At 48.9% G+C, this 25,101-nt stretch carries 26 protein-coding genes and 4 tRNA genes; all 30 read right to left on the reverse strand.

Annotated features, from left to right (window positions below; translation table 11 throughout):
- Window positions 1-76: 76 nt before the first annotated feature.
- Window positions 77-862 (reverse strand): DeoR/GlpR family DNA-binding transcription regulator, encoded by a 786-nt coding sequence (locus tag BBD38_RS12415; protein ID WP_066688736.1) that lies wholly within the window; start codon window positions 860-862, stop codon window positions 77-79.
- Window positions 863-1,199: 337 nt separating this feature from the next.
- Window positions 1,200-1,273: transfer RNA gene (locus BBD38_RS12420), tRNA-Cys, on the reverse strand.
- Window positions 1,274-1,276: 3 nt separating this feature from the next.
- Window positions 1,277-1,351, reverse strand: a tRNA-Gly gene (locus BBD38_RS12425).
- A gap of 40 nt (window positions 1,352-1,391) precedes the next feature.
- A tRNA-Asp gene (locus BBD38_RS12430) sits at window positions 1,392-1,468 on the reverse strand.
- A gap of 26 nt (window positions 1,469-1,494) precedes the next feature.
- Window positions 1,495-1,570 (reverse strand) — tRNA-Val (locus BBD38_RS12435).
- 115 nt (window positions 1,571-1,685) lie between these two features.
- Window positions 1,686-1,973, reverse strand: a complete 288-nt coding sequence (locus tag BBD38_RS12440; protein ID WP_066688737.1) for a DUF1292 domain-containing protein — start codon at window positions 1,971-1,973, stop codon at window positions 1,686-1,688.
- An 11-nt stretch (window positions 1,974-1,984) separates the two neighbouring features.
- Window positions 1,985-2,395, reverse strand: a complete 411-nt coding sequence (gene ruvX, locus BBD38_RS12445; protein WP_066688738.1) for a Holliday junction resolvase RuvX — start codon at window positions 2,393-2,395, stop codon at window positions 1,985-1,987.
- A 66-nt stretch (window positions 2,396-2,461) separates the two neighbouring features.
- A complete protein-coding gene (locus BBD38_RS12450; RefSeq protein ID WP_066521288.1) occupies window positions 2,462-2,716 on the reverse strand; it encodes an IreB family regulatory phosphoprotein in 255 nt (84 codons plus the stop codon).
- A gap of 69 nt (window positions 2,717-2,785) precedes the next feature.
- Window positions 2,786-3,154, reverse strand: coding sequence for an iron-sulfur cluster assembly scaffold protein (locus tag BBD38_RS12455; protein ID WP_066688740.1), 369 nt, complete (start codon window positions 3,152-3,154; stop codon window positions 2,786-2,788).
- A gap of 22 nt (window positions 3,155-3,176) precedes the next feature.
- A complete protein-coding gene (gene nifS / locus BBD38_RS12460) occupies window positions 3,177-4,349 on the reverse strand; it encodes a cysteine desulfurase NifS (protein ID WP_066688742.1) in 1,173 nt (390 codons plus the stop codon).
- A gap of 60 nt (window positions 4,350-4,409) precedes the next feature.
- Complete coding sequence (locus BBD38_RS12465) at window positions 4,410-5,168, reverse strand: polyphenol oxidase family protein (RefSeq protein ID WP_207644654.1); 759 nt, start codon at window positions 5,166-5,168, stop codon at window positions 4,410-4,412.
- A gap of 84 nt (window positions 5,169-5,252) precedes the next feature.
- Window positions 5,253-5,708, reverse strand: a complete 456-nt coding sequence (gene nrdR, locus BBD38_RS12470) for a transcriptional regulator NrdR (RefSeq protein ID WP_066688746.1) — start codon at window positions 5,706-5,708, stop codon at window positions 5,253-5,255.
- A 76-nt stretch (window positions 5,709-5,784) separates the two neighbouring features.
- Window positions 5,785-6,381 carry a sigma-70 family RNA polymerase sigma factor gene (locus tag BBD38_RS12475; protein ID WP_066688747.1) on the reverse strand — a complete coding sequence of 199 codons (597 nt, stop codon included), beginning with the start codon at window positions 6,379-6,381 and terminating at the stop codon, window positions 5,785-5,787.
- Window positions 6,382-7,040: 659 nt separating this feature from the next.
- Complete coding sequence (locus tag BBD38_RS14585) at window positions 7,041-7,196, reverse strand: hypothetical protein (protein ID WP_156738185.1); 156 nt, start codon at window positions 7,194-7,196, stop codon at window positions 7,041-7,043.
- Window positions 7,197-7,247: 51 nt separating this feature from the next.
- The gene (locus BBD38_RS12480; protein ID WP_147568167.1) at window positions 7,248-7,628 is read right to left on the reverse strand and encodes a hypothetical protein; all 381 of its coding nucleotides are present in this window, start codon (window positions 7,626-7,628) and stop codon (window positions 7,248-7,250) included.
- A complete protein-coding gene (ftsZ, locus tag BBD38_RS12485) occupies window positions 7,625-8,839 on the reverse strand; it encodes a cell division protein FtsZ (protein ID WP_066688750.1) in 1,215 nt (404 codons plus the stop codon). The genes BBD38_RS12480 and ftsZ overlap by 4 nt, the downstream gene beginning before the upstream one ends.
- 26 nt (window positions 8,840-8,865) lie before the next feature.
- The gene (locus BBD38_RS12490; protein ID WP_066688752.1) at window positions 8,866-10,047 is read right to left on the reverse strand and encodes a cell division protein FtsA; all 1,182 of its coding nucleotides are present in this window, start codon (window positions 10,045-10,047) and stop codon (window positions 8,866-8,868) included.
- A 152-nt stretch (window positions 10,048-10,199) separates the two neighbouring features.
- Complete coding sequence (locus BBD38_RS12495; RefSeq protein ID WP_066688753.1) at window positions 10,200-11,054, reverse strand: cell division protein FtsQ/DivIB; 855 nt, start codon at window positions 11,052-11,054, stop codon at window positions 10,200-10,202.
- A 10-nt stretch (window positions 11,055-11,064) separates the two neighbouring features.
- Window positions 11,065-12,219, reverse strand: a complete 1,155-nt coding sequence (ftsW, locus tag BBD38_RS12500) for a putative lipid II flippase FtsW (RefSeq protein WP_082989675.1) — start codon at window positions 12,217-12,219, stop codon at window positions 11,065-11,067.
- A gap of 1 nt (window position 12,220) precedes the next feature.
- Window positions 12,221-13,576 carry a UDP-N-acetylmuramoyl-L-alanine--D-glutamate ligase gene (gene murD, locus BBD38_RS12505; protein WP_066688754.1) on the reverse strand — a complete coding sequence of 452 codons (1,356 nt, stop codon included), beginning with the start codon at window positions 13,574-13,576 and terminating at the stop codon, window positions 12,221-12,223.
- A gap of 21 nt (window positions 13,577-13,597) precedes the next feature.
- A complete protein-coding gene (gene mraY, locus BBD38_RS12510) occupies window positions 13,598-14,608 on the reverse strand; it encodes a phospho-N-acetylmuramoyl-pentapeptide-transferase (protein WP_082989676.1) in 1,011 nt (336 codons plus the stop codon).
- Between the two features lie 24 nt (window positions 14,609-14,632).
- Window positions 14,633-16,090, reverse strand: a complete 1,458-nt coding sequence (locus BBD38_RS12515; RefSeq protein ID WP_066688756.1) for a UDP-N-acetylmuramoyl-L-alanyl-D-glutamate--2,6-diaminopimelate ligase — start codon at window positions 16,088-16,090, stop codon at window positions 14,633-14,635.
- 55 nt (window positions 16,091-16,145) lie between these two features.
- A complete protein-coding gene (locus tag BBD38_RS12520) occupies window positions 16,146-18,245 on the reverse strand; it encodes a penicillin-binding transpeptidase domain-containing protein (RefSeq protein ID WP_147568168.1) in 2,100 nt (699 codons plus the stop codon).
- Between the two features lie 19 nt (window positions 18,246-18,264).
- Window positions 18,265-19,260, reverse strand: a complete 996-nt coding sequence (locus BBD38_RS12525) for an FtsB/FtsL family cell division protein (protein WP_066688764.1) — start codon at window positions 19,258-19,260, stop codon at window positions 18,265-18,267.
- A 127-nt stretch (window positions 19,261-19,387) separates the two neighbouring features.
- Window positions 19,388-20,326 carry a 16S rRNA (cytosine(1402)-N(4))-methyltransferase RsmH gene (gene rsmH, locus BBD38_RS12530; RefSeq protein ID WP_066688765.1) on the reverse strand — a complete coding sequence of 313 codons (939 nt, stop codon included), beginning with the start codon at window positions 20,324-20,326 and terminating at the stop codon, window positions 19,388-19,390.
- The gene (gene mraZ / locus BBD38_RS12535; RefSeq protein ID WP_066688767.1) at window positions 20,323-20,754 is read right to left on the reverse strand and encodes a division/cell wall cluster transcriptional repressor MraZ; all 432 of its coding nucleotides are present in this window, start codon (window positions 20,752-20,754) and stop codon (window positions 20,323-20,325) included. The genes rsmH and mraZ overlap by 4 nt, the downstream gene beginning before the upstream one ends.
- Before the next feature lie 167 nt (window positions 20,755-20,921).
- On the reverse strand, window positions 20,922-21,617 hold the full coding sequence (locus BBD38_RS12540) for a metallophosphoesterase (protein ID WP_066688769.1): 696 nt from the start codon (window positions 21,615-21,617) through the stop codon (window positions 20,922-20,924).
- A complete protein-coding gene (gene yihA / locus BBD38_RS12545) occupies window positions 21,614-22,228 on the reverse strand; it encodes a ribosome biogenesis GTP-binding protein YihA/YsxC (protein ID WP_066688774.1) in 615 nt (204 codons plus the stop codon). Before yihA ends, BBD38_RS12540 begins: the two co-directional genes overlap by 4 nt.
- The gene (gene lon / locus BBD38_RS12550; RefSeq protein ID WP_066688775.1) at window positions 22,228-24,582 is read right to left on the reverse strand and encodes an endopeptidase La; all 2,355 of its coding nucleotides are present in this window, start codon (window positions 24,580-24,582) and stop codon (window positions 22,228-22,230) included. Before lon ends, yihA begins: the two co-directional genes overlap by 1 nt.
- Complete coding sequence (locus tag BBD38_RS12555; protein ID WP_066688777.1) at window positions 24,572-24,985, reverse strand: YitT family protein; 414 nt, start codon at window positions 24,983-24,985, stop codon at window positions 24,572-24,574. Before BBD38_RS12555 ends, lon begins: the two co-directional genes overlap by 11 nt.
- Window positions 24,986-25,101: the final 116 nt, after the last annotated feature.

Genomic DNA, 25,101 nt, shown 5'->3' on the forward strand with positions numbered 1-25,101 from the left:
TCAGATGCGCATAGTTTGCCGCAAAGAATCCTAACTTCATTTCCTTACCTCCGCATTCCTTATTTTTTTATATAAATCATTTATTATTCTCTTCACAATGAAAAATATCCATAATTACATTGTCAGACTGCAGCATCTCCTGATAACGGGGCTCCAGGCGTTTGTCCGTAATCAAAACATCGCATGCATCAATTCCCGTAAGCTTAACCGGCCCGTTTTTTTCAAATTTTGTATGGTCTACAATGCAGAAGGTTTTTTGGCTCACCTGCATCATATTCTTTTTAAATGCCGCCTCGTTCATGCTGCAATCCGAAAGTCCGTACTCGAGCGAAACCCCATAGCATGAGATAAACGCTTTTGACGGAATAAATTCCGTATGCATATAATCGGCAATCGATCCTGCAAGATACATCTTTTCCCGGTGGAGCACTCCCCCGCTGCTGATGACGGTTACCTGATTATCAAGAGTGGAGGCAAGCTGAAGTACATCCACCGAATTGGTAAGCAGGGTAACACTAAATTCCGGATTAATAAAACGAACCAAATTTAAAAGAGTCGTACTGTTGTCTACGAAAATCGTATCGCCTTCTTCAATAAACTCAGCAGCCTTTTTACATAATTTTATCTTTTCCTTATAATGTTGTTTAATTCGAAGCGAATGTAAGGTATCCACTTCTTTTTTCTCCGCAAGTACGGCGCCGCCATGGGTTCTCTGCAAAACCCCCTGCATTTCCAGTTCCTTCAAATCACGGCGAATTGTCTCCGGCACAACGCTCAGCATCTGCGCAAGCTCGCTCACTTCTGCCTGCCCTTTGGCTTCCAGCAAATCAATTATCTTACTTTTACGCTCAACTGCCAGCATTTTTGCACCTCCCATCTTTCAGGATACGGTCATTTATTCTTGTTTGGAATTGTTGATTTTAGTTGTTTTCTGTTTGTTTAATGCTATAATACAACAAAAAGCCACATCAGTCAACTAGTATTTCTACTTTTTTAGTAATTTTGATGTTTTTTATTGAATATATTTTTTTGTTATATATTAAGGAAGCTTAAGCGTGCGGGACAGAAACCTCTTCATTGAAGGAAGCACCGCACAGTCTGGCACAGTGAGCTGCATTAGGTTAAGGGAGCGGCCAAGCGGCATAAAACAAACGAGCCACGCTTTGCGTGACTCGTTGCTCATACCGCTTGGTGCGGCGTGGAGGCGCCACCCAGATTTGAACTGGGGGTGAGGGCTTTGCAGGCCCCTGCCTTACCACTTGGCTATGGCGCCGTTTGGAGCGGAAGACGAGATTCGAACTCGCGACATTCGCCTTGGCAAGGCGACGCTCTACCACTGAGCCACTCCCGCTTATGTTCCCCCCGGGCCCGTAAGTCCGGAAGGGATTCTATGGCGACCTGGAAGAGACTCGAACTCTCGACCTCTAGCGTGACAGGCTAGCGTTCTAACCAACTGAACTACCAGGCCATAGAAATAAAATGACGAAAATTGAATGGTGGGAGTAACAGGGCTCGAACCTGTGACCCTCTGCTTGTAAGGCAGATGCTCTCCCAGCTGAGCTATACTCCCACACATCACATATGCACTGAATTCACAGCGCGTCTATTATTCTATTATAAACTCAGGCTCCTGTCAAGCCTTCATGAAACTTTTTTACAATTTTTCCGGGACAAATTTGGGGAGTTCATTCTTCCCCGTCCTCTTCGTCTTCTTCATAATAAAGCTGCTGGAAAATCGCCCACAACTCATCCAGCTCTTTTTCCGTTTCGATGGGCAGGTAAACATCTCCCTCGTCATCTTCCTGGATGCGCATAATCAATACTTCACCCACATCAAATTCTTCCATTTTTTCAACGGGCGTAAAAGCAACGTAGAAATCTTCATCTACTTCAAAGGTAAGCAGATGCTCAAATTTCATTACATTTCCTTCTTCGTCCTGCATTTCAATCAAATTCAATTCTTCTTCGTTCATTTTCCCTCTCCTTATAAACTATCCATATAGCCCTGCAAAATATACACAGCGGCAATTTTATCCACAACCGCTTTTCTCTTTTTACGGCTCATATCCGCTTCAAGCAGGGTCCTGTGGGCGCTTTTGGTGGTAAGCCGTTCGTCCCAATAAATAAGCTTGCGGCCGCATGCCGCCTTCAGCTTCCCGGCAAAATCCTGTACCTTTTCCGCCTGCTCGCCGATCGTTCCATTCATGTTTTTCGGCAGTCCTACCACAAGTGTGTCCACATCCTGTTTATCCATAAGATCACAAAAATACCGGATATCCGCTTCTTCATCCTTACGTGTATAGGTCTCAATTCCCTGCGCCGTAATCATCAGCAGATCGGAAAGCGCCACACCAATACGTATGTCGCCTACGTCCAACCCTAAAACTCTACCCACTCGCTTCTCCTTTATGTACAAAAAATCACGCCTGCCAGTTTCCGATTCAGGCGTGATTTAATTGTTTTACATTTGCTTGATATAATAGCTTACAAGTTCTTCCAGCAGTTCATCGCGGTCAACGCTCGCAATCAGCGACCGCGCGTTTTTATATCCCGTCACATAGGTCGGGTCACCGGAAACGATATAACCAATCAACTGATTCACCGGATCATACCCCTTTTCACGCATCGCTTCGCTTACGATACGAATAATACCACGCACAGGATTCTCCAGTTCTTTATCGAAATTGAACTGCATCGTCTTATCGAAATCTGACATTGCCCCGCCTCCTTTACTATAACTGCCTACCTGTCTGTATTATACCCTAATCCAGCCAAGAAGTAAATGCTATTTGTTTTGCGCAAGCACCTTATTAAGCGCTGCCTTAAGCGCATCCTCCGCCAAAAGCGAACAGTGCACCTTTTCGGCCGGCATTCCGCCAAGCTCATCCACAATATCGTTTTTTGTGACCTTCAGCGCTTCCTCAACCGTCTTCCCTTTCACCATGTCCGTCAGTATGCTCGAACTGGCAATGGCCGCGGCACACCCGTAGGTCTGGAAGGAAATATCCTTGATAACATCCCCGTCCATCTTCAGGTAGACCGTCGTGGTGTCTCCGCAGCTAGGGCTGCCCGCCTCGCCTACAATATCCGCATCCTCCATCACGCCAACATTATGGGGTTCCTGGAAATGCTGAATTAATTTTTCCGTGTACATATCCCTTTATCTCCTTTTTCCTTTAAGCATGCGTCTGTTGAAACAACGGCGATATCTTCCGCAAACGTTCCGCAAGCCGCACGAGCTCATTTACCGTATAATCCACCTGTTGCCGGGTTGTTGTTTCCCCCATCGTAAAACGAAGCGCCCCTTTTGCAGTTTCCGGCGGAATTCCCATTGCAAGAAGCACATGCGAAGACTCCAGGGAACCGCTTGCACATGCCGAGCCGCTCGAGCACTCGATGCCCGCAAGGTCAAGGCTTAAAAGCGACGCTTCCGCCTCGATAAACTCCAGCGAAATATTTACATTGTTGCACAGCCGCTTTTCCGGATGTCCGTTCAGCTTTGTATATGGAATTTTTTCCATAATTTCGCGGATCATATAGTCCCTCAGCCCGGTAAGCCTGCTGTTTGTTTCTTCAAGCGTCCCCGTTGCTAAAGCAAGCGCTTTTGCAAGCCCGATAATCTCCGGCACATTCTCCGTTCCCGCACGGCGCTTTCGCTCTTGTGCGCCGCCGTGCATAAAGCGCTCAATTTTTACTCCATTCCGGATATAAAGCATTCCGATTCCCTTCGGGCCATAAAACTTATGGGCCGAAATGGAAAGCAAATCAACATTATCCGCCTGTACGTCCAGCGGCAAATGACCGGCAGCCTGCACCGCGTCCGTATGGAAAAGCACCCCCGCTTCCCGTGTTACCTTGCCGATTTCGGCAATCGGGTTAATCGTACCTACTTCATTGTTGGCATAGACCACGGATACAAGCACCGTATCATCGCGCAAGGCATCCTTTACCTGCCGCGCCGTTACCATCCCGTATTCATCTACCGGCAAAACCGTAACATCATATCCGTTTTTCTCCAAATATCCGGCAGTGTCCATAATGGCATGATGCTCCACTGCGGTTGTAACCAAATGCTTTCCTTTGGCCTTGTTCGCTTCCATTACGCCCTTGAGCGCCCAATTATCGCTCTCCGTGCCGCAGGCCGTAAAATATATCTCATTGGCATATTTCGCGCCAATGCACTTTGCAACCTCCCCGCGGGCCTGATCCAGCGCATTTTTTGCATATCGGCCGCTTTCGTACATACTGGAGGGATTTCCAAAATGCTCTTTATAATAAGGCTTCATTGCCTCGAGCACTTCGTCTTTCACGTAGGTTGTCGCTGCATAATCCAAGTAAATCCTGTCCATCACATCTACCTTCTTTTGGAAATTCTTATCCGTTTAATTAATAAACGGTCATTTTTTTCTTTAAACAGCTTCCGTATCAATGCTGATAAACGATCCCATTGCGCCTGTGTTCCCCCGGTCCCTGCGGTGTGAAAAGAACAGGTCTTCCCGCGAAAAAGTACAAAGGTCTGCACAGGTAATATTTTCCGGCGGGATATCCTCCCGGCGCAACTGCTCCAGGATTGCATGCTGTAAATCCACATACAGACTCCCCGCCCTGCTTATCACCGTCTCACTTCCGAAGCGCTCGCCAAAGGGTCCGGCAACATCCTCCTGCACCTCGAAGCATTCAGCCATGATATGCGGGCCGATCCCAATCAAAAGATTCTCCCGCTCTGCTCCGTACTCATTCAAAAACGTTCGCGCTATCTTTGCCGGAAGCTCTCCGTAAACGCCCCGCCATCCCGCATGGCTTACACAGGCAATCCTCTGCTTTTTATCCGCAAAAAAGACGGGAACGCAATCCGCATGCAGCGTAACCGCAGTAATCCCCGGCTCATGGATAATCATTGCATCACAGGGAGGCAAATCGTTCGCCCGGGTAATCCCTTTTCCCGCATCCTTCGCATATGCCCTGCAAATGCCGTCGCCGTGCGCATAATTTACCAACGTAAGCGATTCATACGGTACGTCAAGAACCCGGCAGACACGCCTGTAATTTTCTTCTTTATTTTCCGGAGAATTCTCTCTTGTTTTGCTCAGGTTAAGGGAGGTATAACATCCCCCGCTTACGCCTCCGATACGCGTCGTATAGCAATGTTTTTGAAATCCGGCTTCCAAAAAGGAAGGAATGGTCAGGAAAAAAACGCCATTTTTTTCTTGCAACAAAAAACCGCGCTTTACTTTTTCTTCAAATGCGTTCATCTATTTCTCCGTCAAAAGCTTGTTGAGTTCTTCACGAAATGTATTGATATCTTTAAACTGGCGATAGACCGACGCAAACCGCACATAAGCGACTTCATCCAGTTTCCGCAGCCCGTCCATTACAATCTCGCCAACCTCGTGAGAGGTAATCTCCTGGCTGGGGGCGTTATATACGGAACGCTCAATCTCGTTAATCAATTCTTCAATATCCTGGAACGAGACCTCGCGTTTCTCGCACGCTTTGACAACGCCTTTTTTCACTTTTTCTATATCGAATACTTCCCGTTTCCCATCTTTTTTAATCACAAAAACAGGAAGGCTTTCCACCTTTTCATAGGTTGTAAAGCGCTTCCCACATTTCAGGCACTCTCTCCGTCTGCGGATGGAAGTCCCCTCATCGACCGGACGGGAATCAACCACTTTGCTTTCCGGAAAATCACAATAAATACATTTCACTCGCTTTCCCTCCGCAGCTAATTAGATTTATTGTGTTCAGTATATCACATTTTTAACAGAAAAACATAAATTTTCATTATTTGGCGTCATCCGCCAGATCGTCTTTTAAAAGAAAACCAAATTTTTGTTCCACCTTGCTGACATTGGACTGTGAAACGCCAACAAGCCGCGCAACTTCCTTTTGTGTCCTCTCCCGTTTCCCGTCGAGGCCAAACCGTAAATAAATAATCTTTTTCTGCTTAGGCGGAAGCCTGTCCGCCGTTTCTTCAATGCTGGCGATATTGATGCTGTGTTCCATTTCCCGCCATACCGGGTCTTCCCCCTGCTCGGGCAGACTTTCCGTTTTCCAGTCCCCCATCAGCACTTCCCGCTTCATATTCCTGCGGAGGTACATTAATATTTCATTTTCAACGCAACGGGACGCATAGGTGGAAAATTGTGTTTTTCGCAGGGAATTAAAGGTATACGCCGCCTTTACCAACCCAACATTTCCGACCGCTATCAAATCCTCTAGCTCGTCAGCCCGCCGGGAATATTTCTTTGCCACAAAAAAGGCAATTATAAGGTTCTCTTCAATCAGGGACCTTTTTGCCCCGCTTCCGCTTTCAGGCAGGCTTTTGTCCGCAAAGGAAGGCGCGCCTGCATTTTCTTTATCATACAGCTGTTTCTTCATTCCGGCCCCTTGCAACTTTTGGCTGTATGGTAACATTATTCGCTCGTGGAATTATGTCGGTTTATGTAGGTTTTAATGAAATTATTTAATGAAATTTTATATTTTTAAATATATCATAAAAAAAAGACCCTTTTCCTTAAGAAAAAGGCCTTTTATTGGTTACTGTTTTGGGTTGTGACGCACCGAGCAATATTGTGCACTTGTTGCCACACCCAGCCCCCACTACTAAGCCCTCCGTACAATTTCTTCTCTTGCCTACCTCTATCACCCAGGCATGCAATGCCTACCATCTGGCTCATAAGGCACGCAATACCACTCCACTTAACCGTTTGGCAATGCCTATCTCATTACATCAGGCACACAACGCCACTCTCACTTGCAAAGGCTGGCAATGCCTATCTCATCACATCAGACACGCAATGCCACTCTCACTTGCAAAGGCTGGCAACGCCTATCCTTTAATCCCCGCCTCGTTGCTGGCAATGCATTTCTTCTGCCACCAGGCATGCAATGCCTATCTTTGGTTCTCTGCTGGCAATGCTTGCCCTATTCCATTATGTTCGGCAATGCCTGCGTCGTGTCATAAGGTATGCCGTGCCTTCTCAAACTCATCGACTTTATCTTCCGCCAAGTTTTCCTTTAAGCTGTGCAACGCTTTATTATGCTTGTATTTGGCTATAGCCCCACTCTTCGTCATAAGCCGCTTTGATTGCTTCTTCTTCCGGCATGTCACAGCGCTCCATCTTCCAGTCTATCCAAGCCTGTCGTGTATCATTCTTGTTAGTCTCATTTAAATACTCTTGATAGCTAATCATATCGTGGATGCTCTCTCTCTTTCGCAGGTTGGCAATGCCTGCGTGGCGTCGTTAGGCTAATGTAGTGCTGTGTCCGTTGGCTGGCAAGGCAGCTACGGTTCTCGCTCTTGCCTTTTCTATGAGGATAGTCTTTTCAAGTGTTTCAACTGCATACTCCAGCTGCTCTACTTCTTCAGCTTCCAGGCCTGGTATATCCGCCATTGCCTTTATGATTGTGATTGCGCCTTTCAGCTTTTCGATATCTGTCATGAGTAGTGCCTTTCCGACTGGGCCTTTGCGCCTTCTGGTGGCAATAAAAAAAGGCCAGTCCGATAAGACTAACCTTGTTTGCTCTGCTTGTTCTTTGGTTGCTTTATTCTGTGGTTTTTGACTGCTGCAATGAGATATTCTACAACAAATGCTCAATAATGCTTGAGTCATCACATGGGTCAATAGTCGGTGCGGTTCCTCCTGGGCTTCTTTTTCAGGAAGGATGGAATCTCAAGGTCTTCGTCTCCAAACGTTTCCAACGGCTCAGGCTCTTTCACCCCGGATTCCTTTAATTCCGGCATAGGTGCGGTGCCCGTATTCAGGGTCGCTTTTTCACGATGGGGAATCGGCGGTTCCAGATTCAGGGATACTTCATCCGTAAATTCGATTTTCTCCTCTACCTTTTGCTTCTGCACCTTGGGCATACCCACCGTTTCCGGTGCGTCAAAGCCAGTCGCAATCACTGTAATGCGAACCTCGTCATCAAGCGACGGATCGATACATACGCCGAAGAAAACATCCGCCTCCGGATCGGCCCCTTCCTGAATGATCTTCGCCGCTTCCTGTATCTCATACATTCCAAGGGAGGGATCGCCCGTCACATTAAATATAATCCCCCGTGCGCCTTCAATTGTTGTATCAAGCAGCGGACTGTTGATCGCCTGTTTCGCCGCTTCCACCGTTTTGTTTTCGCCATAGCCGATCCCAATTCCCATATGGGCGATGCCGCGCAGGGTCATGACCTTTTTCACATCTGCAAAGTCCAGGTTGATAAGGGCGGGCTTGCCAATCAGGTCGATAATACCCTGAATCCCCTGGCGCAGCACGTCATCCGCTACGCGAAAAGCGTCGACAAGCGGCGTGTCCTTCCCAACCGTATTGAGCAGCTTATCGTTCGGAATCGTCACAATCGTATCTACAACCGATTTTAAATCCTCGAAACCCGCTTCCGCCGCTTTTGCACGCGGATGTCCTTCAAACCAGAAAGGCTTCGTAACAAAACCGATCGTAAGGCATCCGTCTTCCTTTGCAATTTCTGCAATTACGGGGGCCGCACCCGTTCCAGTACCGCCGCCAAGGCCGCACGACACAAACACAAGGTCGGCGCCTTTTACAACCTGCTCCAGCTCATCACGGCTTTCCTCCGCCGCCTTGCGGCCGGTTGCCGGGTCCGCGCCGGAACCAAGGCCCTTCGTAAGCTTTTCGCCAATCTGTATCTTCTGGTCGGCCTTTGACAGGAAAAGAGCCTGCTTATCGGTATTTACAGCAATAAGCTCCGCTCCCTTCACGCCAAATTCTATCATTCTGTTGACAGCATTGTTACCCGCACCGCCAACACCGAAAACACGAATTTTCGCAAAATTTTCGCTGTTATTATCAAATTCGAGTGACATTTGTTTTCCTCCTTGATATGGATAAATTATTCAAACAGTACATCCTTCTCTTTTCCAAAAAGCCCTTTCTTTTTGGCTGGTGGCTTGCTTTGAATGTAACCGTCATACGCATATTGCATAAGCGCATACGCCGAATGCATATCCGGCGGCTGCAGCTTTGTATTCGGAACCTTGATCAAAGACGGAATCCTGCCCGACACTGCCCGGAAAAAGCTATCCGAGCCTTTCATAAAGGCAAGCCCTCCGCCCGTAAGGTAAACGTTGATTTTCCTGCCGATCTTTGCTTCCGCCATAGCGACGTGCTGGTCAATATATGTGATCAGGTGTTCTACACGCGCGTCAATAATTTCTTTGAGAAGATCATAAGGATATTTTTTCAGCTTTCCTTCCGAGTCTTTCGCAAACAACTGGGAAATACTGTTATTATCGCTTAACCCAAACGTATAGCGGCGTTTCAGCTGCTCCGCCGTTTCCGCCTCAACCTTCATGGCATAAGAGATATCGTTCGTGATATGGCCGCCTCCCATCGGAATGGTGGCAAAATACAAAATGGAATCGCCATACACAAGCGAAACATTTGTACTGTAGTAACCAATATCCACCAACGCCGCAAAGGAATCCCGTTTTTCAGCGGAAAGCAGGTAGAGCGCCTCGGCAAGGGGCTCCGGAATAAAATAATCAACCCGGACTCCCAAATGGTTCAAAAGGTCCATGACGTCTTTTAAGAAAAATTTATTTGCGAAGGTAAAGGAAACACATCCGCGCAGATTCTTTGTCGGGATATCGTAAGGTTCCAGATAGATATTCTTATCATCGAGCAGGAACCATGCAGGCCACTCGTGCACAAGGGTAAGGTCGTCGAGAATATCAAAGCGCCGCGCACGGTCAACCAGGCGGTCGATATCACGCTCGGAAACCCTTCCCTTTACGGGCACCTGGGCAGTTTGCGTAATAACCTTAATAAAAGAACCCGGTATCCCGACATCAGCGCTTCTGATGCGGAATCCGGTTTGACGTTCGCATGACTCCAGGGCCTGCTCCAAGGCATAGATTACATTCTTGGAATCCACCCAATTTGATTTTTTAATACCTGCATAAGGAATTTGCGCGTACCCTAAAACCTCCAGCCCCATACGCTGCTTTTTCTCAGCGACAGTGCAGGCAATCTTCGATGTACCGAATTCGATAACCGTTTTGAAATCTCTCATTCAAAAACCAACCTTAGCGTCCCGTTTCCGTTCTCTATAAGAAACCATTATGCATATAATATCACATTTATTTGGAAAACAAAACACTTTTGTATATTTTTTGACATATTTACCGCATCCAAACGAACTGATTTACAGCGGGAATAAAGGACTTATTCGCCATCGTTGCCCGCATCAGGATCGGTATCTTCCCCGTTCGGCTGCGCAGTATTGTCCGCCGGAGCCTGCGCCCCATCGTCCTGCGGCATCGCCGTACTATTCTCATTCAGTTGGTAGGTCGCCGATATTCCCATCGTTACATCCAGGATTCCCGTTGTGTTTCCGCCGCTCGCGGCAAGTTTTGGAATCATACGTTTAATCATTTTCACTTTATCGGTAACCTTATCGGATTGTCCGAATTTAATTTCCAGGCCATCCCGGGTTTTCATTTTGATATTGTTGATATCCGTTAAGTCAATCGTCTCCATCAAATCTTTAATTTCCTTATCCTCAAGCGCATTCATCATTTCCGTATAAACGGTAAGCTTAAAGCTGTCCTGCGTGGAAATCTGTTTGCCAAGATTGATCGCATCGATTGCAAAACCCGTTACCGCAGGGTAAGGTTCCGCCGGTGAATCCGTCAGCATCTCCAATACGTTTGCATTCACATCCACAAGGAGATACTGGTCCGCATATGGTATTACCGACACCGGCCTACGCTCTGTGACGGTCACAACCAGGGTTTTCGGATACTGCTTTGTGATGCTGTTCACTTCGAGGTACGGTTCCGTCTCTATCTTCTCTTTGATTTCATTCGTATCTACAAAAAACATATGCGTTTTCGGTTGTATATCTGCCAGTTTTGCAATATCCCCATTGGAAAATGCCGGATGGTCGCCTTCCACTTTAATATCTTCAACCTGAAAATAAGCATATGTAAAATAGCCGGCTCCCGCAAGGATTAAAACCACCAGCACGACTGTCAATATCGTTTTTCCTACACTGTGCGCTTTTCGACGTTCCTTCATGACTCCTCCATTATGTCCTCTGGCGCGCTGTGCTTGCCATCATAATACGCCTGCCCTGTTTTGATATATTCAGCAGTATTCCAATCATGCTCATAAATATAACCAACGAAGAACTTCCATAGCTGATAAACGGCAGGGATACGCCCGTCGGCGGCAAGGACGCCGTCACCACGCCCACATTTACCACCACCTGCAGTCCAATCAGCGTGACAATCCCCGTCGCGAGCATCGTTCCAAAAATATCCGGCGCAGTTGCCGCAACCTTAATGCCCCTATAGATCAGGAACACAAACAGGGCAAGCAGCAAAACCGCCCCGATCAAACCCAATTCCTCCGCAATAATCGAAAAAATAAAATCCGACTCCCCATAAGGAAGCCATGAAAGCTTTTGTGTCCCGTTTCCTATCCCCTGCCCAAACAATCCGCCCGAGCCGATGCCATACAGGGACTGGATCACCTGATAGCCGTCCCCGGTCGGATTCTGCCAAGGGTCCATAAAAGAAGCAAGCCGCGCGACCCGGTAAGGTTCCTGTACCATAAGCACGATTCCGCCAATAACGCCGATACCGCCCAGGGCTGCAAGGTGCCAGCCCTTTACCCCGCCTACAAAGATCATGATAAATGTAAGCGCCGCAAGCACAATGATTGCCGAATAATTCGGCTGTAAGTACAGAAGCACGCAGATCGGCAAGAGTACGAGGAGCGGCGGCAGCATACCATAACGGAAGGTGCTCATACGGTTACGGTTGATATAAATTGAAGACGCAATAAAGATAATCAGTGCAATCTTCGCAATTTCCGCCGGCTGGATACTGATTCCAAGAACCCTGATCCAGCGGGATGAGCCATTGAGGGTCACCCCCACGCCGGGAACAAGCACCGCAAGCAGAAATACCCCGGCAATTGCCAAAATAATGTAGCGAAGCTTGAATAATTTTTTATAATCGAAAAAGGTAAAGAAAATCATGGCGGCAAGGCCGATCGCCGCCCCGAAAAGCTGTTTTTTGAACAGGTACAGGCCGTCGTAATTGTAATCCTTGGAGGCCTGCGCCATATAATAGCTGGCGCTGAACACCATGATTACTCCATATGCAATTAATATCAGCGTTACGATCAATATTGAATAATCGATCGAACCCTTTTGTAAAATACTTTTTTTTTGCATATTAAAGTCCGTTCACAATTTCTTTGAAAATACGTCCCCGCTCTTCAAAATTTTCGAACATATCCCAACTGGCGCAGGCCGGGGACAGCAGTACATTATCTCCCTCATCCGCTATGCTGTAGGCTTTCAGCACAGCGTCTTCAAAGCCGTTTGCCCGGATATAATTCTGATACCCGCAGGCTTCCGCCGCATCGATCAGCTTTCCGGCGGTATCGCCAAGCACGATTACCGCTTTAATCATAGGCGTAAATGCCTGGTATAACGGCACAAAATCGCTTTTCTTGTCATATCCTCCGAGGATAAGCACAGTCGGGCGGTCCATCGCCCGGATCGCATTCAGCGTCGCATCCGGGTTCGTTCCTTTCGAGTCGTTAATAAATGTAACGCCGTTCACCGAACGCACAAACTCGATGCGGTGTTCTACGCCTGGAAAAGTCCTAAGCGTGTCGGCAATCACATCCGCCGATATCCCATACAAACACGCCAGGACCGTTGCCGCAAGTGCATTTTCAAGATTATGCCGCCCGGGAATCCGAAGCTCTTTTGCGGGCATAATATCCATTTCTTTTCCATCTAGTGAGAAATGAATGATGCCATCCTTTACATAAGCCCCATTCGGAGGAAACGCCGCCGCGCTGAACCAAACAACCTTCGCTTTGATCTGCGTCTCCAGGCCCCTTACAATGTCATTGTCATAATTCAATACGCAGTAATCTTCCCGGGTTTGATTTTTAAAAATTTTTGCTTTTGCCGCAATATAGTTTTCCATCGTCCCGTAACGGTCCAGATGATCCTCTGTAATATTAAGGATCGCACTTTCACGCGGACGGTATGATTCTATCGTATCGAGCTGCAGTGCCGCCGTTTCCGCGACCACAACATCTCCCGGATTCGTCTGCATCGCCTCTTGCGTGATCGGCACTCCAATGTTTCCAAGCACATGCGTGGGAATTCCCGCATTTTTAAAAATTTCACCTGTCAGGGCTGTTGTTGTGGTCTTGCCGTTCGTCCCCGTAATCGCAATAAAATCCGCCTTGGAAACCGCAAATCCCAATTCAATTTCAGCGATAACCCGTTTTCCAAGTTCATAAGCCCTGCGGATAAAAGGCAGCCCCAGCGGAACTCCCGGACTCAGTACAAGAATATCCATTTCCGAAACCATATCCGTCGGGTCCTGCCCCAGCATGTCGTGATAGGAAAGCCCGTCCAGCTCACGAAGAAGTTCCTCCGGCAGGTCTTCCCGCTTCTTCACATCGTAAATTGTCACGTCGGCGCCAAGCCTGCACAAGAGCGCGGCGGAAGAGACGCCGCTTTTCGCCATTCCGATGACCAGTACTTTCTTATTTTTGTAATCCATAATCTGCCTCCTGAAGTACGTTTAAAACGAGAAGAAAAACATCAGAAATGCTCCGATACACAAAAGAGTCGTGGCAATCATATAACCCGTTACGACCTGTGTTTCGCTTGCCCCGCCCAGTTCAAAGTGATGATGCAGGGGGGCCATACGAAATACACGCTTCCCGCGCAATTTAAAGGACCCGACCTGTATAATGACCGACACTGCTGAAAGCACGAACATAAAGCCCATAATCGCCAGGAAAAGCTGCATTCCCGTCGCAATTCCCATCGCTGTAAGCGCCGCGCCGAGTGCGAATGCCCCGGTGTCTCCCATGAAAACCTTCGCCGGATGCACATTGAAACACAGAAAGGCAATGCAGGAGCCGGCCACCGCCGCCGTAAACATCGTCATATTCGACATATCGGTAACAACTTCCGCATCTGTCACCACGACCGCCCCCATCACGCTCAACACGAAGATAAGCAGGAATGTAGACGAATTAATCAGCGTAATGCCTGTGGCAAGGCCGTCGAGGCCGTCCGTCAGGTTGACGCTGTTTACCATAGCGAGAAGCACAAACATCGTAAACGGAATGAACCCGATTCCAAGCTGCCAATCGGAAGCGAAGGGTATCATCACAAAGTCAATCCCCAGCCAATAATACGCAAGGCAGGCAACAATTGCCGCAGCGATAAGCTGCAAAACAATTTTCTGCCATGCCCGCAGGCCAAGGGAGCGCTTCTTGAAAAGCTTTAACCCGTCGTCCAGAAAGCCGATGACCGTAAACGCCAAAACCGTAATGACTGCAAATAGCGTATATTTGATATCTCCCGACGAAAAAATGAAGCTGGATGCAATAATGCCCACCAGCATCGCAATCCCGCCCATGGTAGGCGTGCCTTCCTTAACCAGATGCGTCTTGGGCCCGTCGTCGCGCACATGCTGGCCCGCCTTTGCCTTTTTTAAAATGGGAATCAATATTTTTGACGCCACAAACGTAATCACAAAAGCAATTAAAACCGTAAGCAGCATCCCTGTTATAAAATTCATAGACCGTCGATCCTCGGTTTTCCTTTATTTTCTTACAGGCCCGAGCCTGTTCATTATTTCCTCAACGATTACCTTTTCATCAAAGTCATGCTTTACGCCTTTGATTTCCTGGTAATCCTCGTGCCCCTTGCCCGCCAGAAGGATTACGTCGTCCTTCTGCGCGTTGCGAATTGCATATTCGATCGCTTCCCTGCGGTTTTCAATACAAATATACTTCCCGTCCGTCTTTTTTATGCCTTCTTCAATTTGCGCCATAATGGCCACCGGCTCTTCAAACCGCGGATTATCCGAGGTGATAATCGTAAAGTCGGAACGTTCCCCTGCAATTTCCCCCATAATGGCCCGTTTCCCGGAGTCCCGGTTGCCGCCGCACCCGAAAATCGTTACCACCCGTGCGGGGGCAAAGCTTTTGGCCGTATCGAGCGCATTTTTCAGGCTGTCCGGCGTATGGGCGTAATCCAAAATAATACTGAACTCATGGCCATGTGTATTAAGCGGTTCAAAGCGTCCTGCAACCGGCTTCATATTCTTCAGCCCCTGCTCGATACAATAGCTGTCGATCCCGGCAGCATTGGCCGCCACAATTGCAGCCATCGCATTATAGACGGTAAAATAGCCGGGAATCGGAACCTCGATATGCAAATCCCGCCCGTCAATTTCAACTGAAAACTTTGTCTTTTCATGCGTGAGCTCTAACTCCTTGGCCGCATATTGGATGGGCTGGAGCACACTATATTTCACAACCTCGCGTTTCGCCGCGCCCATCATATTGGCCGCGCTGTCGTCGTCAATATTAATCACGGAGATTTCCGACTGCTCAAACAGCATGCTTTTTGCCTGGATGTAATTATCCCATGTTTCATGAAAATCAAGGTGGTCCTGCGTCAGGTTTGTAAAAATTCCAATATCAAAATCAATTCCGTAAACACGTTTCAGAACCAGCGAATGCGAAGACACTTCCATCGCCAGCACTTCGCAGCCATCATCCGCCATTTCTTTTAAAAGCCGCTGCAGGTCGACCGATTCGGGGGTTGTGCGCTCCGTATGGATCACTTTATCCCCCACCATATTACGAATGGTCCCGATGAGGCCGACCTTCATGTCCGCCTGCTCCGCAATGGCTTTAAGCATATACGTAGTCGTCGTTTTTCCGTTTGTTCCCGTAACGCCGATCATTTTCATACGCCGCGCAGGATAATCAAAAAACCGGCAGGCAGCAAGCGCCATCGTTTCCCTGTCATTTTTCACAACGACCTGCGGCACATCGATGCCTTCCTGATATTCTGTTACGACAAGTGCCGCGGCTCCTTTTTTTGCCGCATCCGGCGCGTATTTGTGTCCGTCCTCGGAAAATCCGGAAATGCAAAAGAAAAGGTCTCCTTTTCGTACTTTTCGGGAATCATATTTCAAATCCTTTATCTCTGTTTCCCCGTCCCCATATAGTTCACAGGCTATGTCGCGAAACAATTCATTTAATGTCATTTTCTGCATCCTCCCGAAATCCGGATTTTATTATACCACAAAGTATTGTATCCTTCTACTGCGCAGACGCAATTTGTAGTCTGAACTCAATAACAATATCGCTGCCTTGAACGACCTGTGTTCCTGCCGCAGGTGATTGGCCCTGGGCCACTCCATTGCCCCTCGCGACAAATACCAGGCCCGAAGAAACTGCCGTGTCCCTCGCGGTCGCCATGTCCATACCCGCAAAGTCCGGAACGGTTATCATGCCGCTTTCTCCCTGCGGCGTCGCTTTTGTTTCCATAGATAAGGTGACCGTACTGTTTTTATAAACCGTTTCCTCCGCGGCCGGGACTTGGCCGACTACAGCGCCGCTCCCATCGTAAGAAGACTGTAGCCCCGCATTTGCAAGCGCGTCGCGCGCCTCCTGCAGCTGCATACCGGCAACATTCGGCACGGTTACCTTTTCCTGCTCCTGCATATTTTCGCTGGGCATAATATTCCCGTTTTTAAGCGCCCCTTCCAGGGTTTCCTGCACATATGGCGCGCATACCGTTTCTATCGTCTCCGTTGCAGGAACGCCTGTCGCGGTAATCATTACCATATATTTCGGGTCGTCGGCGGGAGCATAGGCAATATAGGTCGAAACAACGCGATCCTGTACAACGGTGCCGTCTTTGTATTGGCTTGCCGCCCCGCATACCGCGCCCGTGGAATATCCTGCCACGGAAACTCCGTCTGTCTGCGCACGGTTTTCCATTATGGCTTTAAGCTGCACCGCCGTTCCTTCCGTAACGGTCTGCCCTTTTGCTTCCGGCGCATAGGTCTCCGTCATATTTCCGTCGGCATCCGAAAGCCCCAGAACCATTTTCGGGGTGTAAAGGGTCCCCCCGTTAATAATGGAACCGGCGGCGCTCGCAAGCTGCATCTGGGATATTTTGATATCCGTCCCGGTTCCCATCATTGCAACGTCCGATGCACGCGCATAGCGTTTTTCAACCAGGTCGCCTGCCGTATCGGTGGAAAAATCAATCCCTGTTTTACTTCCAAATCCAAATCCTTTCAGGTATTGGTAAAATGCATCCCTTCCCATGGCATCCGCCTGCATTGCCGCTCCTACATTACAATGATTCAGCACTGTATTCGCAAGGTCCTGCGAGCCATGCGCCCCGCTGCATGTAACGGCTTCCCCGTCCACCGTATGGGAGCCCGTGCACATATATTCCCCCGCACTGGTCCCGCTGTCAAGCGCGGCGGCCGCCGCAAATATTCCAAAAATATCTCCCGGCTCATAGGGGGTTGCCGTAATCACATTGGCAGAAAGCGCCGATAACGTCTCCGCATCCTCGCGCGGCGGGGAATTCAGGTCGAACTCCGGAATGTTTGCCATGGCAAGGACTTCTCCGTTCGTCACATCCATTACCAGACCCTGCACGCTTTCCGGGGACTGTGCCCCGTAAAGCTCTTTGCAGGCGCTTTCCAGGAAACTCTGGGTAATCTCGTCGATGGTCAGCACAACATTCAGGCCATCCTGGGGCTGGATCATCATTTCCTGCCCGTTGGGCACGCCGCTTCCATCCTTTGCCGTCTCGGCAACCTGCCTGCCGGCACGTCCTGAAAGCGTCGTGTTATAGCGTCTTTCGATACCCGTTTGCCCTTCCCCGTCGAGCGTCGTATAACCGATCACCTGCGCCGCAAAATCCTTGTTCGGATAAAACCTTTTCACATCGTCCCGGAACGTAACGCCTTTCAGGTTAAGCGCTTCGATCTGCTCCGATTGCTCCATGGAAATTTGCCTTTTCAGCCATATTTCCTTTTTCTCCGTATTGCTGGCCTTCTGGTAAACCTCTTCGCGGTCCATCCCGAGAATCTGGGACAGCTGGTCCGCAATTTCATTCGCATTTTCCGCTTTGGCGATTTTTTCCGGCAACAGCACCACCGTATCGGCTGCCGCGCTTTGGGCAAGAATCTGCTGGTTCCGGTCCATGATGGAACCCCGTTTTGCGCTGACTTCCATATCCTTGACCCACTGTGATTCCGCCTGTGCCTTAAGGTCTGCGCCTTTCCATAAAGACCAATATCCCACTCGGGTCATGAGCAGGATAATGAGGACGATCAGTATAATCAATAAGACGAGCAGTCTCTTTCTTGTAATCAGGACATGCGAAGCTGCCAAACCATTAACTCCTTATTTTTCATGCCTGAAACCACCCTTTCAGGGCTTCCATCATATCGCCGAAAAAGCCCTGGAGGTCTTCCATGAAATTTGTTTCCCCGCCTGTGTTTCCCTGCACCTCCACAGGTGCCTCCTGTTCCTGCGTTTCGGGCTGTACGCTTTCCACAGGTGCGGCAGCGGCGTCATCCGCTTCGGGTTCCAAATAAACAATCTGGTCATCGGTGGGATAATACATTCCCAGCTCCGTAGACGCCTTCTGCTGAATGCTGTTCAGGTCCTGGCTAAGCGCATTCTCCATTTTTACCTTATCCAGTTCGTCCTTTAACGCTTCATTTTGTGTTTGAATCTGCACATTTTTATTGCTCAGATCGCTGATCGAAGCATAACGGATCACAATCCCTGTAAGAACCGCAAATACCACGGCAATCAGCAAAATCGTAGAAATGATCCCCTTCTTTTTGGGGCTCTCATATTCTACCGCAATCGGTTTCACGCCATTGTATGCGGTGTTTTCGATTCCGGATGTGCGTTCGTAACCACGTGCATACTTTCTCGGTGCCGGGGCGGCATATCCGCCATAGCTTGCCGCCTGCCGCGGCCGGGCATATTCGTTGCGGCGGTCATACCGTTCGGAATAGCTTCTTTCATACCTTCCTGTTTGCCGTGCTCTGTAGGAATATTCGTTCCCGCCAACATATGCGCCTTCATATGCAGGCGTCAGCCGCCTGCCGCCCACAATGTTTTTCACACCTGTCTGGCGGATGCCGTAACGTTCGCCCGGCACTTCGCCGCTTCTCTGCGCCGCCGCATAGCGCTGGCGCTGCATTTGCTCCGCGGTTTTCCGTGCCTGGACCTGCGCCGGACGCTGTGTCTGCTGCCGTGCCTGCACCGGACGCCGGGCGGCCTGCTGCTGCCGTGCCTGCACTGGACGTCCTTGCTGCACGCCTACCCGCCGGGCGGTATGAATTTCATCCTGCTGCTGGAGGCGGCGGCGTTCCGCCGCAATTTTCTGCATTCGGTAAGCTTCCATATCAGAAACACGACCGCGCTGCGTATCATTGTTTATCCTGCGCGGAATCTGTATTCTTTCATAATTGTCGTATGCTCTCTGCGGTATCGCGTTCATGTGTTTATCCCTTTCGCTATCTCTTTTCCGCTACCCGTAACTTCGCGCTTCTTGCGCGTGGATTTTCCGCCAGTTCTTCCGCCTCCGGCAGTATGGGCTTCCTTGTAATTATCTTGATCTGGCTAACCTTCCCACATACACAGACTGGAAAATCCTTTGGACATTCGCATGGATCAAACAGTCTTTTGAAGGTTTGTTTTACGATCCGGTCCTCGAGGGAGTGGAAGGTGATTACTGCTAATCGCCCTCCACTTCTCAGGACGGAAACATAATCCTCCAGTGCTTCCTTAAGTCCTGTCAATTCCGCGTTCACTTCGATCCGGACCGCTTGGAATGTTCTCTTCGCCGGATGCGGTCCATCTCTTCTCGCCGCCGCGGGAATCGCTTTTTTAATAATTTCTGTCAATTCCTGTGTCGTTTCTATCTTCTTTTTTTTGCGTTCCTCCGCAATGAACTGCGCAATGCGCGCCGCCCAGCGTTCTTCGCCATATTCCCTGATGATTCTTCCGAGATCGCTTTCGGAATATTCATTTACCACCTCGTAGGCGGAAAGCGGATTCTCCCGGTCCATCCGCATATCGAGCGGGGCATCCGCATTGTAGGAAAATCCCCGTTCCCCTTCGTCGAGCTGGAAAGAGGACACTCCAAGGTCTAAAACAGCTCCGTCAATTTTGTCGATTCCCAAATCATTTAAAATCGGCTTGATTCTCTTGAAATTGCTGTGAACCAGGGCAACCTTGTCTCCGTAAGCAGAAAACCGTTGCGCGCAGCGGTCAATTGCCGCCGCATCCCTGTCGATCCCGACAAGCCGTCCATCCGGGGCAATTTGCTCCAAAATCCCATTTGCATGTCCGCCGCCGCCGAGGGTTCCGTCCACAATGACTTCACCGTTTTTCAGGTCCAGCATTTCCAGCGTTTCGTAGTAGAGCACCGGAACGTGCCCGCGCGGACTCATATCCCAAGCGCCGCCAGTTTGGCAAGCGTTTCTTCATAATCCTGGTACGCGCTGTCGTTATATTCCTCCCAGCCCTCTTTCGACCAGATTTCCGCGCGCGTCATCACACCGATAATAACTGTCTCTTTGGTAACGCCGATATGATCCCGAAGCCTTTGCGGCAAAAGAATCCGGCCCTGCTTGTCCCCTTCGCATTCGCACGCGCTTGCAAACAGCATACGGGTAAAACTCTGTGCGGCTACGTCGGATACCGGCAAATCCTTAAGCTTGCCGGAGAAGTTCGCCCATTCTTCCGATGAAAACACAAAAAGGCATTTGCCTACGCCTTTCGTCACAATAAAGCTTTCGCCCAAATCGTCACGAAATTTTGCCGGCATGAATACTCTGCCCTTGGCGTCTATGTTGTGTGTGTATTCACCGATCAACATCTCTGCGCGATACTCCTTTCCCCACTTTTAACCACTTTGCACCACTTTTAATCAAATTTTACCATTTCCCGCACCATTATGCAAGTATTTTCGTGAGAAATACAAAAAGACAGCGAACTTATTTTTTCGCTGTCTTGTCACATTTTTTGCTTATTTTTTAGATTGGCTTAACGGATTTTTTTTAATCTGAAATCAAGGTAATCCGCTGAGACAAGATTGTAGTTTACCCCGCCTGTTTTTACATCCGTTAAATTGATATTTCTCAAAATATCGCCGTGCAGGTGTCCAAACACAACCTCCGCCACACATTCGCGTTCAAGGATTTGTGCAAATTCCGTATTTTTCATATTTTGGTAAATCGGCGGGAAATGCATCATCACAATTTTTTCCCGTCCGGGATATTTTTTTGCGGAATCCAGGGAAAGCTGAAGCCGTATCTTCTCCCGTTCATAAATCTTTTGGTCGTTTGCCCCAAAGCCGCTGTCCTGGGGCAGCGTCCATCCGCGCGTCCCGCAAAAAACATAATCCCCCACTTCGAGGCAATTATTCTGCAAAATATGGGTGTCATTGTGCAGCATGGCGTTTACTTTCGCCATCGATCCCCACCAATAATCATGATTCCCTTTAATCATGATCTTTTTTCCGGGAAGACCGCAGATTGCGTCGATATCCGGCTGTGCATCCTCCATCTTCATCGCCCAACTGATATCCCCGGGAATCAACACAATATCTTCCCCCGTTACGCGCGCGTTCCAGTTGGCGCTTATTTTCTCAAAATGATTTTTCCAATGCTCCCCGAAAATATCCATGGCTTTGGGTTGCGCATTGGAAAGGTGTAAATCCCCGATTGCATAGATATTCATTCCTCCGCCTCCTGCAAACCGGTCATCGTTTCAAGATAATGCAGAACCTTCTCCTTGCCTACCTTTCCCGTCGACGAGACGGGAATAATCTCAAATTCCAGGTCCATATCGAGAACGGCTTCAATGTGCTTTGCCATTTGTATCGCGTAATGATAGCGTTTTGACTTCGCAATTTTGTCTGCTTTCGTCGCCGCAACCATAAACGGGACACCGAAATGCGCCGCCCATTCGATCATCTGTAAATCGTCTTCCGTCGGTTTGTGGCGAATATCGATCAAAATAACAAGGGCGCGCAGGTATTCGGCCGCGGCAAAATAGCATTCCATCATGTCTGCCCACGAATCGCGCTCTGCCTTTGAAACCCGCGCAAATCCATATCCGGGAAGGTCTACCAGATAGAAAGAATCATTTATCAGGAAATAATTGATGAGCCTTGTCTTCCCCGGCTGCTTGCTGACATAAGCAAGTTTTCCGTTGTTTGCCAGAAAATTAATCAGGGAAGATTTCCCCACGTTCGATTTCCCGGCAAAAGCAATCTCCGGTTTTCCGTCATTCGGATAACCGGAGGCATTTTTCATACTGGTAAAAAAGCTTGCCTTTTTAATCTCCACTACTTTTTCTCCGTCACAAGGGCGTGCTTCAGAACATCATCAATCTCGGAGGCAAATATAAAATGGAGTTCGTTCCTCACCGACTCCGGAAGCTCTTCCAGATCGCTTTCGTTGTCCTTAGGCAGGATAATGGTATGAATACCCGCGCGCAAGGCGGCAAGCGCTTTTTCTTTGATTCCGCCGATTTTAAGCACCCTTCCGGTCAGCGTAATTTCCCCCGTCATCGCAATATCATGCCGCACCGGGCGTTTTGTAAGCGCCGAAACAAGGGCCGTCACCATCGTAACGCCTGCCGAAGGGCCGTCTTTCGGAATCGCTCCTTCGGGAACATGAATATGCAGATCGGTTTTTTCGTTAATATCCTTCGGGAATTTAAGCTTCCCGGACATCGCCCGCACGACGGATATGCCCGTTTTAGCCGATTCCTTCATAACATCGCCAAGCTGCCCCGTTAATTCTATTTTTCCGGTCCCCGGAATGACCGATACTTCAACGGGCATGGTCTGCCCTCCAACCGCCGTCCATGCAAGCCCCGTCACGACGCCAACCGTATCGCGTTTCAGCACATTCGTTTCACTGCATTTCGGCAGTCCCAAAAATTCCTTCAGGTTCTTCTGGGATACGGAAATTTTCTCCACTCCGTCCGCCACGATCTTCGCGGCAGATTTCCGCATGATCGCCGCAATTTCCCGTTCAAGGCTGCGCACGCCGCTTTCCGCAGTATAGCGGTGAATAATATCCATCAGCGCCGCGTCGCTGATCCGCACGGCAGATGGCTTCAAGCCATGTTCCTTGGCCTGCTTGGCAACCAGGTGCTTCTTGGCAATATTAAGCTTTTCAATATCCGTATAGCTGTCGATATGAATGATTTCCATCCTGTCGTACAGCGGCCCCGGAATCGTACTTACATCGTTTGCCGTCGTAATAAACATTACCTTTGACAAATCAAAATCAATGTCAAGATAATGATCCCGGAACGTGTTGTTGATTTCCGGATCAAGCACCTCAAGCATCGCCGATGCCGGGTCTCCGCGAAAGTCGCTGGACATCTTGTCGATTTCATCGAGGAGGAAAAGCGGATTCATGCTGTCTGCCTGCTTGATAGAGGTAATGATCCGTCCGGGGATCGCCCCAATATACGTGCGGCGGTGCCCGCGAATCTCCGCTTCGTCGTGTACGCCGCCAAGCGACATCCTCACGAATTTCTTGTCGAGGGCGCGCGCAATTGAATGCGCAATCGATGTTTTACCCACACCGGGAGGCCCCGCAAGGCACAGGATCGGTCCGTGCATATCGTTTTTCAGCTTGCGCACCGCCAAAAATTCAATGATACGGTCTTTCACCTTGGCAAGTCCGTAATGATCCTGGTCGAGTATGCTGCGCGCATGCGCAAGGTCCATATTATCCGTCGTTTCCTTCCCCCACGGAAGGCTGACAATCCAATCGATATAGTTCCGCAGCACGCTGATCTCGGGGGACCCCGGCGCCATGCGTGCCATGCGCGCAAGTTCTTTTTCCGCCTTGGTTCGCGCTTCCTCGGAAAGAGGCAGCTCTTTTATCTTCTTCCTGAGTTCTTCGATTTCATCCGCATCGTTTTCCGTCTCTCCCAGCTCTTTCTGGATTACCTTAAGCTGTTCGCGAAGGAAATATTCCCGCTGGGATTTATCGATCTGCTGTTTAACGGAGGATGCAATTTCTTTATCGATTTCAAGGATATCGATTTCCTTTTTCAGGATATCCATCACAAGCTGTAAGCGTTCAAGCTCATCAATACAGCTTAAGACCTTTTGTTTATCATCCAGCTTAATTGCCACGTTCGAGGCGATCATATCGGCAAATTTACCCGGCTCCTCAACCTCGCTGACCGTAAAAAGCGTCTCTCCGGGAATGCGCGCGCCCAAAGCCGCAAACCGCTCAAACAGGTCTGTCACGCGGCGCATATACGCTTCCTTCACCACCTCTTTGGATGGATCGTTATGGGACTCGTCCGGAATCACTTCCACTTCCGCCTGTAAATAAGGTTCACGCGCCGCATAAGACAAAATACGGGCACGCTTCTCTCCTTCCACGAGTACGCGGAGCGTGTCTCCCGGAAGCTTTAGAACCTGTTTCACCTTTGCGATCGTACCAATTTCATATACATCCTTAATTTCCGGCATTTCGATCTTCAGGTCTTTTTGCGTTACAAGGAAAATTTCCTGTCCCTGCGTCACGCATTCCTCAACCGCGGCGACAGACATTTCCCTTCCCACATCAAAATGCAGTACCATATAGGGGAAAATCACAAGCCCCCGAAGTGCCACCATAGGCATAACTATTTTATCCAATTGTTGTTTCGCTCCTTTAGTTTCCATTGCAGTTTAAATTATACCTTAAAATCCTTTCCATTTCAAATTTGCCTCTGGCCTTCACCGTTCCCCTCCGATCCGGCATTTCCGCTTTTCTTACAGGGAGCGCCAATGTATTCTCATGTTTTTTCTTTTTTAAGGGGCATACAAATATTTTCCCCGCCGGATCGGTATTCGGTATGAATCCCGATCCGCGAATCTGTCCCGTATCCCCCACAATAATAAAAGCGTCCGGATTGATCTTATAGATTAAATGATATAGTTTCGATACTTCCGGGCGATGTACCGCGCACACCAGCATTTCTCCTTCCCGCCCGGTATAGACTCCGCGCGACTTGAGGGCCGCCACTCCCCGCCGCAACCTGCACAGTATTTCATTTGCAATCCTGTCGTTTTCCTTGGAAATCAATGGCCAGAACCTTTCCCCTTATATGCATTCTTTTCTCCATAGCCTTTGTTCTCCTGCATTTTAAATTTTTTATTTTATCATAGCGGATAGGAAGATTATTTACAAATAAAAAAAGG

This window comes from Christensenella intestinihominis, assembly GCF_001678845.1.
Lineage (GTDB): Bacteria > Bacillota > Clostridia > Christensenellales > Christensenellaceae > Christensenella > Christensenella intestinihominis.

Bases quoted from the DNA above. Each gene is read 5' to 3' on its own strand.
- rsmH (WP_066688765.1), bottom strand. From the start codon at position 20,326: ATGAGTCCGCGCGGGCACGTTCCGGTGCTCTACTACGAAACGCTGGAA.
- BBD38_RS12495 (WP_066688753.1), bottom strand. From the start codon at position 11,054: ATGAAGGAACGTCGAAAAGCGCACAGTGTAGGAAAAACGATATTGACA.
- BBD38_RS14585 (WP_156738185.1), bottom strand. From the start codon at position 7,196: ATGATTAGCTATCAAGAGTATTTAAATGAGACTAACAAGAATGATACA.
- mraY (WP_082989676.1), bottom strand. From the start codon at position 14,608: ATGAATTTTATAACAGGGATGCTGCTTACGGTTTTAATTGCTTTTGTG.
- nifS (WP_066688742.1), bottom strand. From the start codon at position 4,349: ATGGACAGGATTTACTTGGATTATGCAGCGACAACCTACGTGAAAGAC.
- BBD38_RS12455 (WP_066688740.1), bottom strand. From the start codon at position 3,154: ATGTACACGGAAAAATTAATTCAGCATTTCCAGGAACCCCATAATGTT.
- BBD38_RS12515 (WP_066688756.1), bottom strand. From the start codon at position 16,090: ATGACATTAAATGAATTGTTTCGCGACATAGCCTGTGAACTATATGGG.
- lon (WP_066688775.1), bottom strand. From the start codon at position 24,582: ATGGAAACTAAAGGAGCGAAACAACAATTGGATAAAATAGTTATGCCT.
- BBD38_RS12490 (WP_066688752.1), bottom strand. From the start codon at position 10,047: ATGAGAGATTTCAAAACGGTTATCGAATTCGGTACATCGAAGATTGCC.
- murD (WP_066688754.1), bottom strand. From the start codon at position 13,576: ATGGATTACAAAAATAAGAAAGTACTGGTCATCGGAATGGCGAAAAGC.
- BBD38_RS12475 (WP_066688747.1), bottom strand. From the start codon at position 6,381: ATGAAGAAACAGCTGTATGATAAAGAAAATGCAGGCGCGCCTTCCTTT.
- BBD38_RS12415 (WP_066688736.1), bottom strand. From the start codon at position 862: ATGCTGGCAGTTGAGCGTAAAAGTAAGATAATTGATTTGCTGGAAGCC.
- BBD38_RS12450 (WP_066521288.1), bottom strand. From the start codon at position 2,716: ATGTCAGATTTCGATAAGACGATGCAGTTCAATTTCGATAAAGAACTG.
- BBD38_RS12540 (WP_066688769.1), bottom strand. From the start codon at position 21,617: ATGAATATCTATGCAATCGGGGATTTACACCTTTCCAATGCGCAACCC.
- ftsW (WP_082989675.1), bottom strand. From the start codon at position 12,219: ATGCAAAAAAAAAGTATTTTACAAAAGGGTTCGATCGATTATTCAATA.
- BBD38_RS12525 (WP_066688764.1), bottom strand. From the start codon at position 19,260: ATGCAGAAAATTGCGGCGGAACGCCGCCGCCTCCAGCAGCAGGATGAA.
- ftsZ (WP_066688750.1), bottom strand. From the start codon at position 8,839: ATGTCACTCGAATTTGATAATAACAGCGAAAATTTTGCGAAAATTCGT.
- BBD38_RS12440 (WP_066688737.1), bottom strand. From the start codon at position 1,973: ATGAACGAAGAAGAATTGAATTTGATTGAAATGCAGGACGAAGAAGGA.
- mraZ (WP_066688767.1), bottom strand. From the start codon at position 20,754: ATGTTGATCGGTGAATACACACACAACATAGACGCCAAGGGCAGAGTA.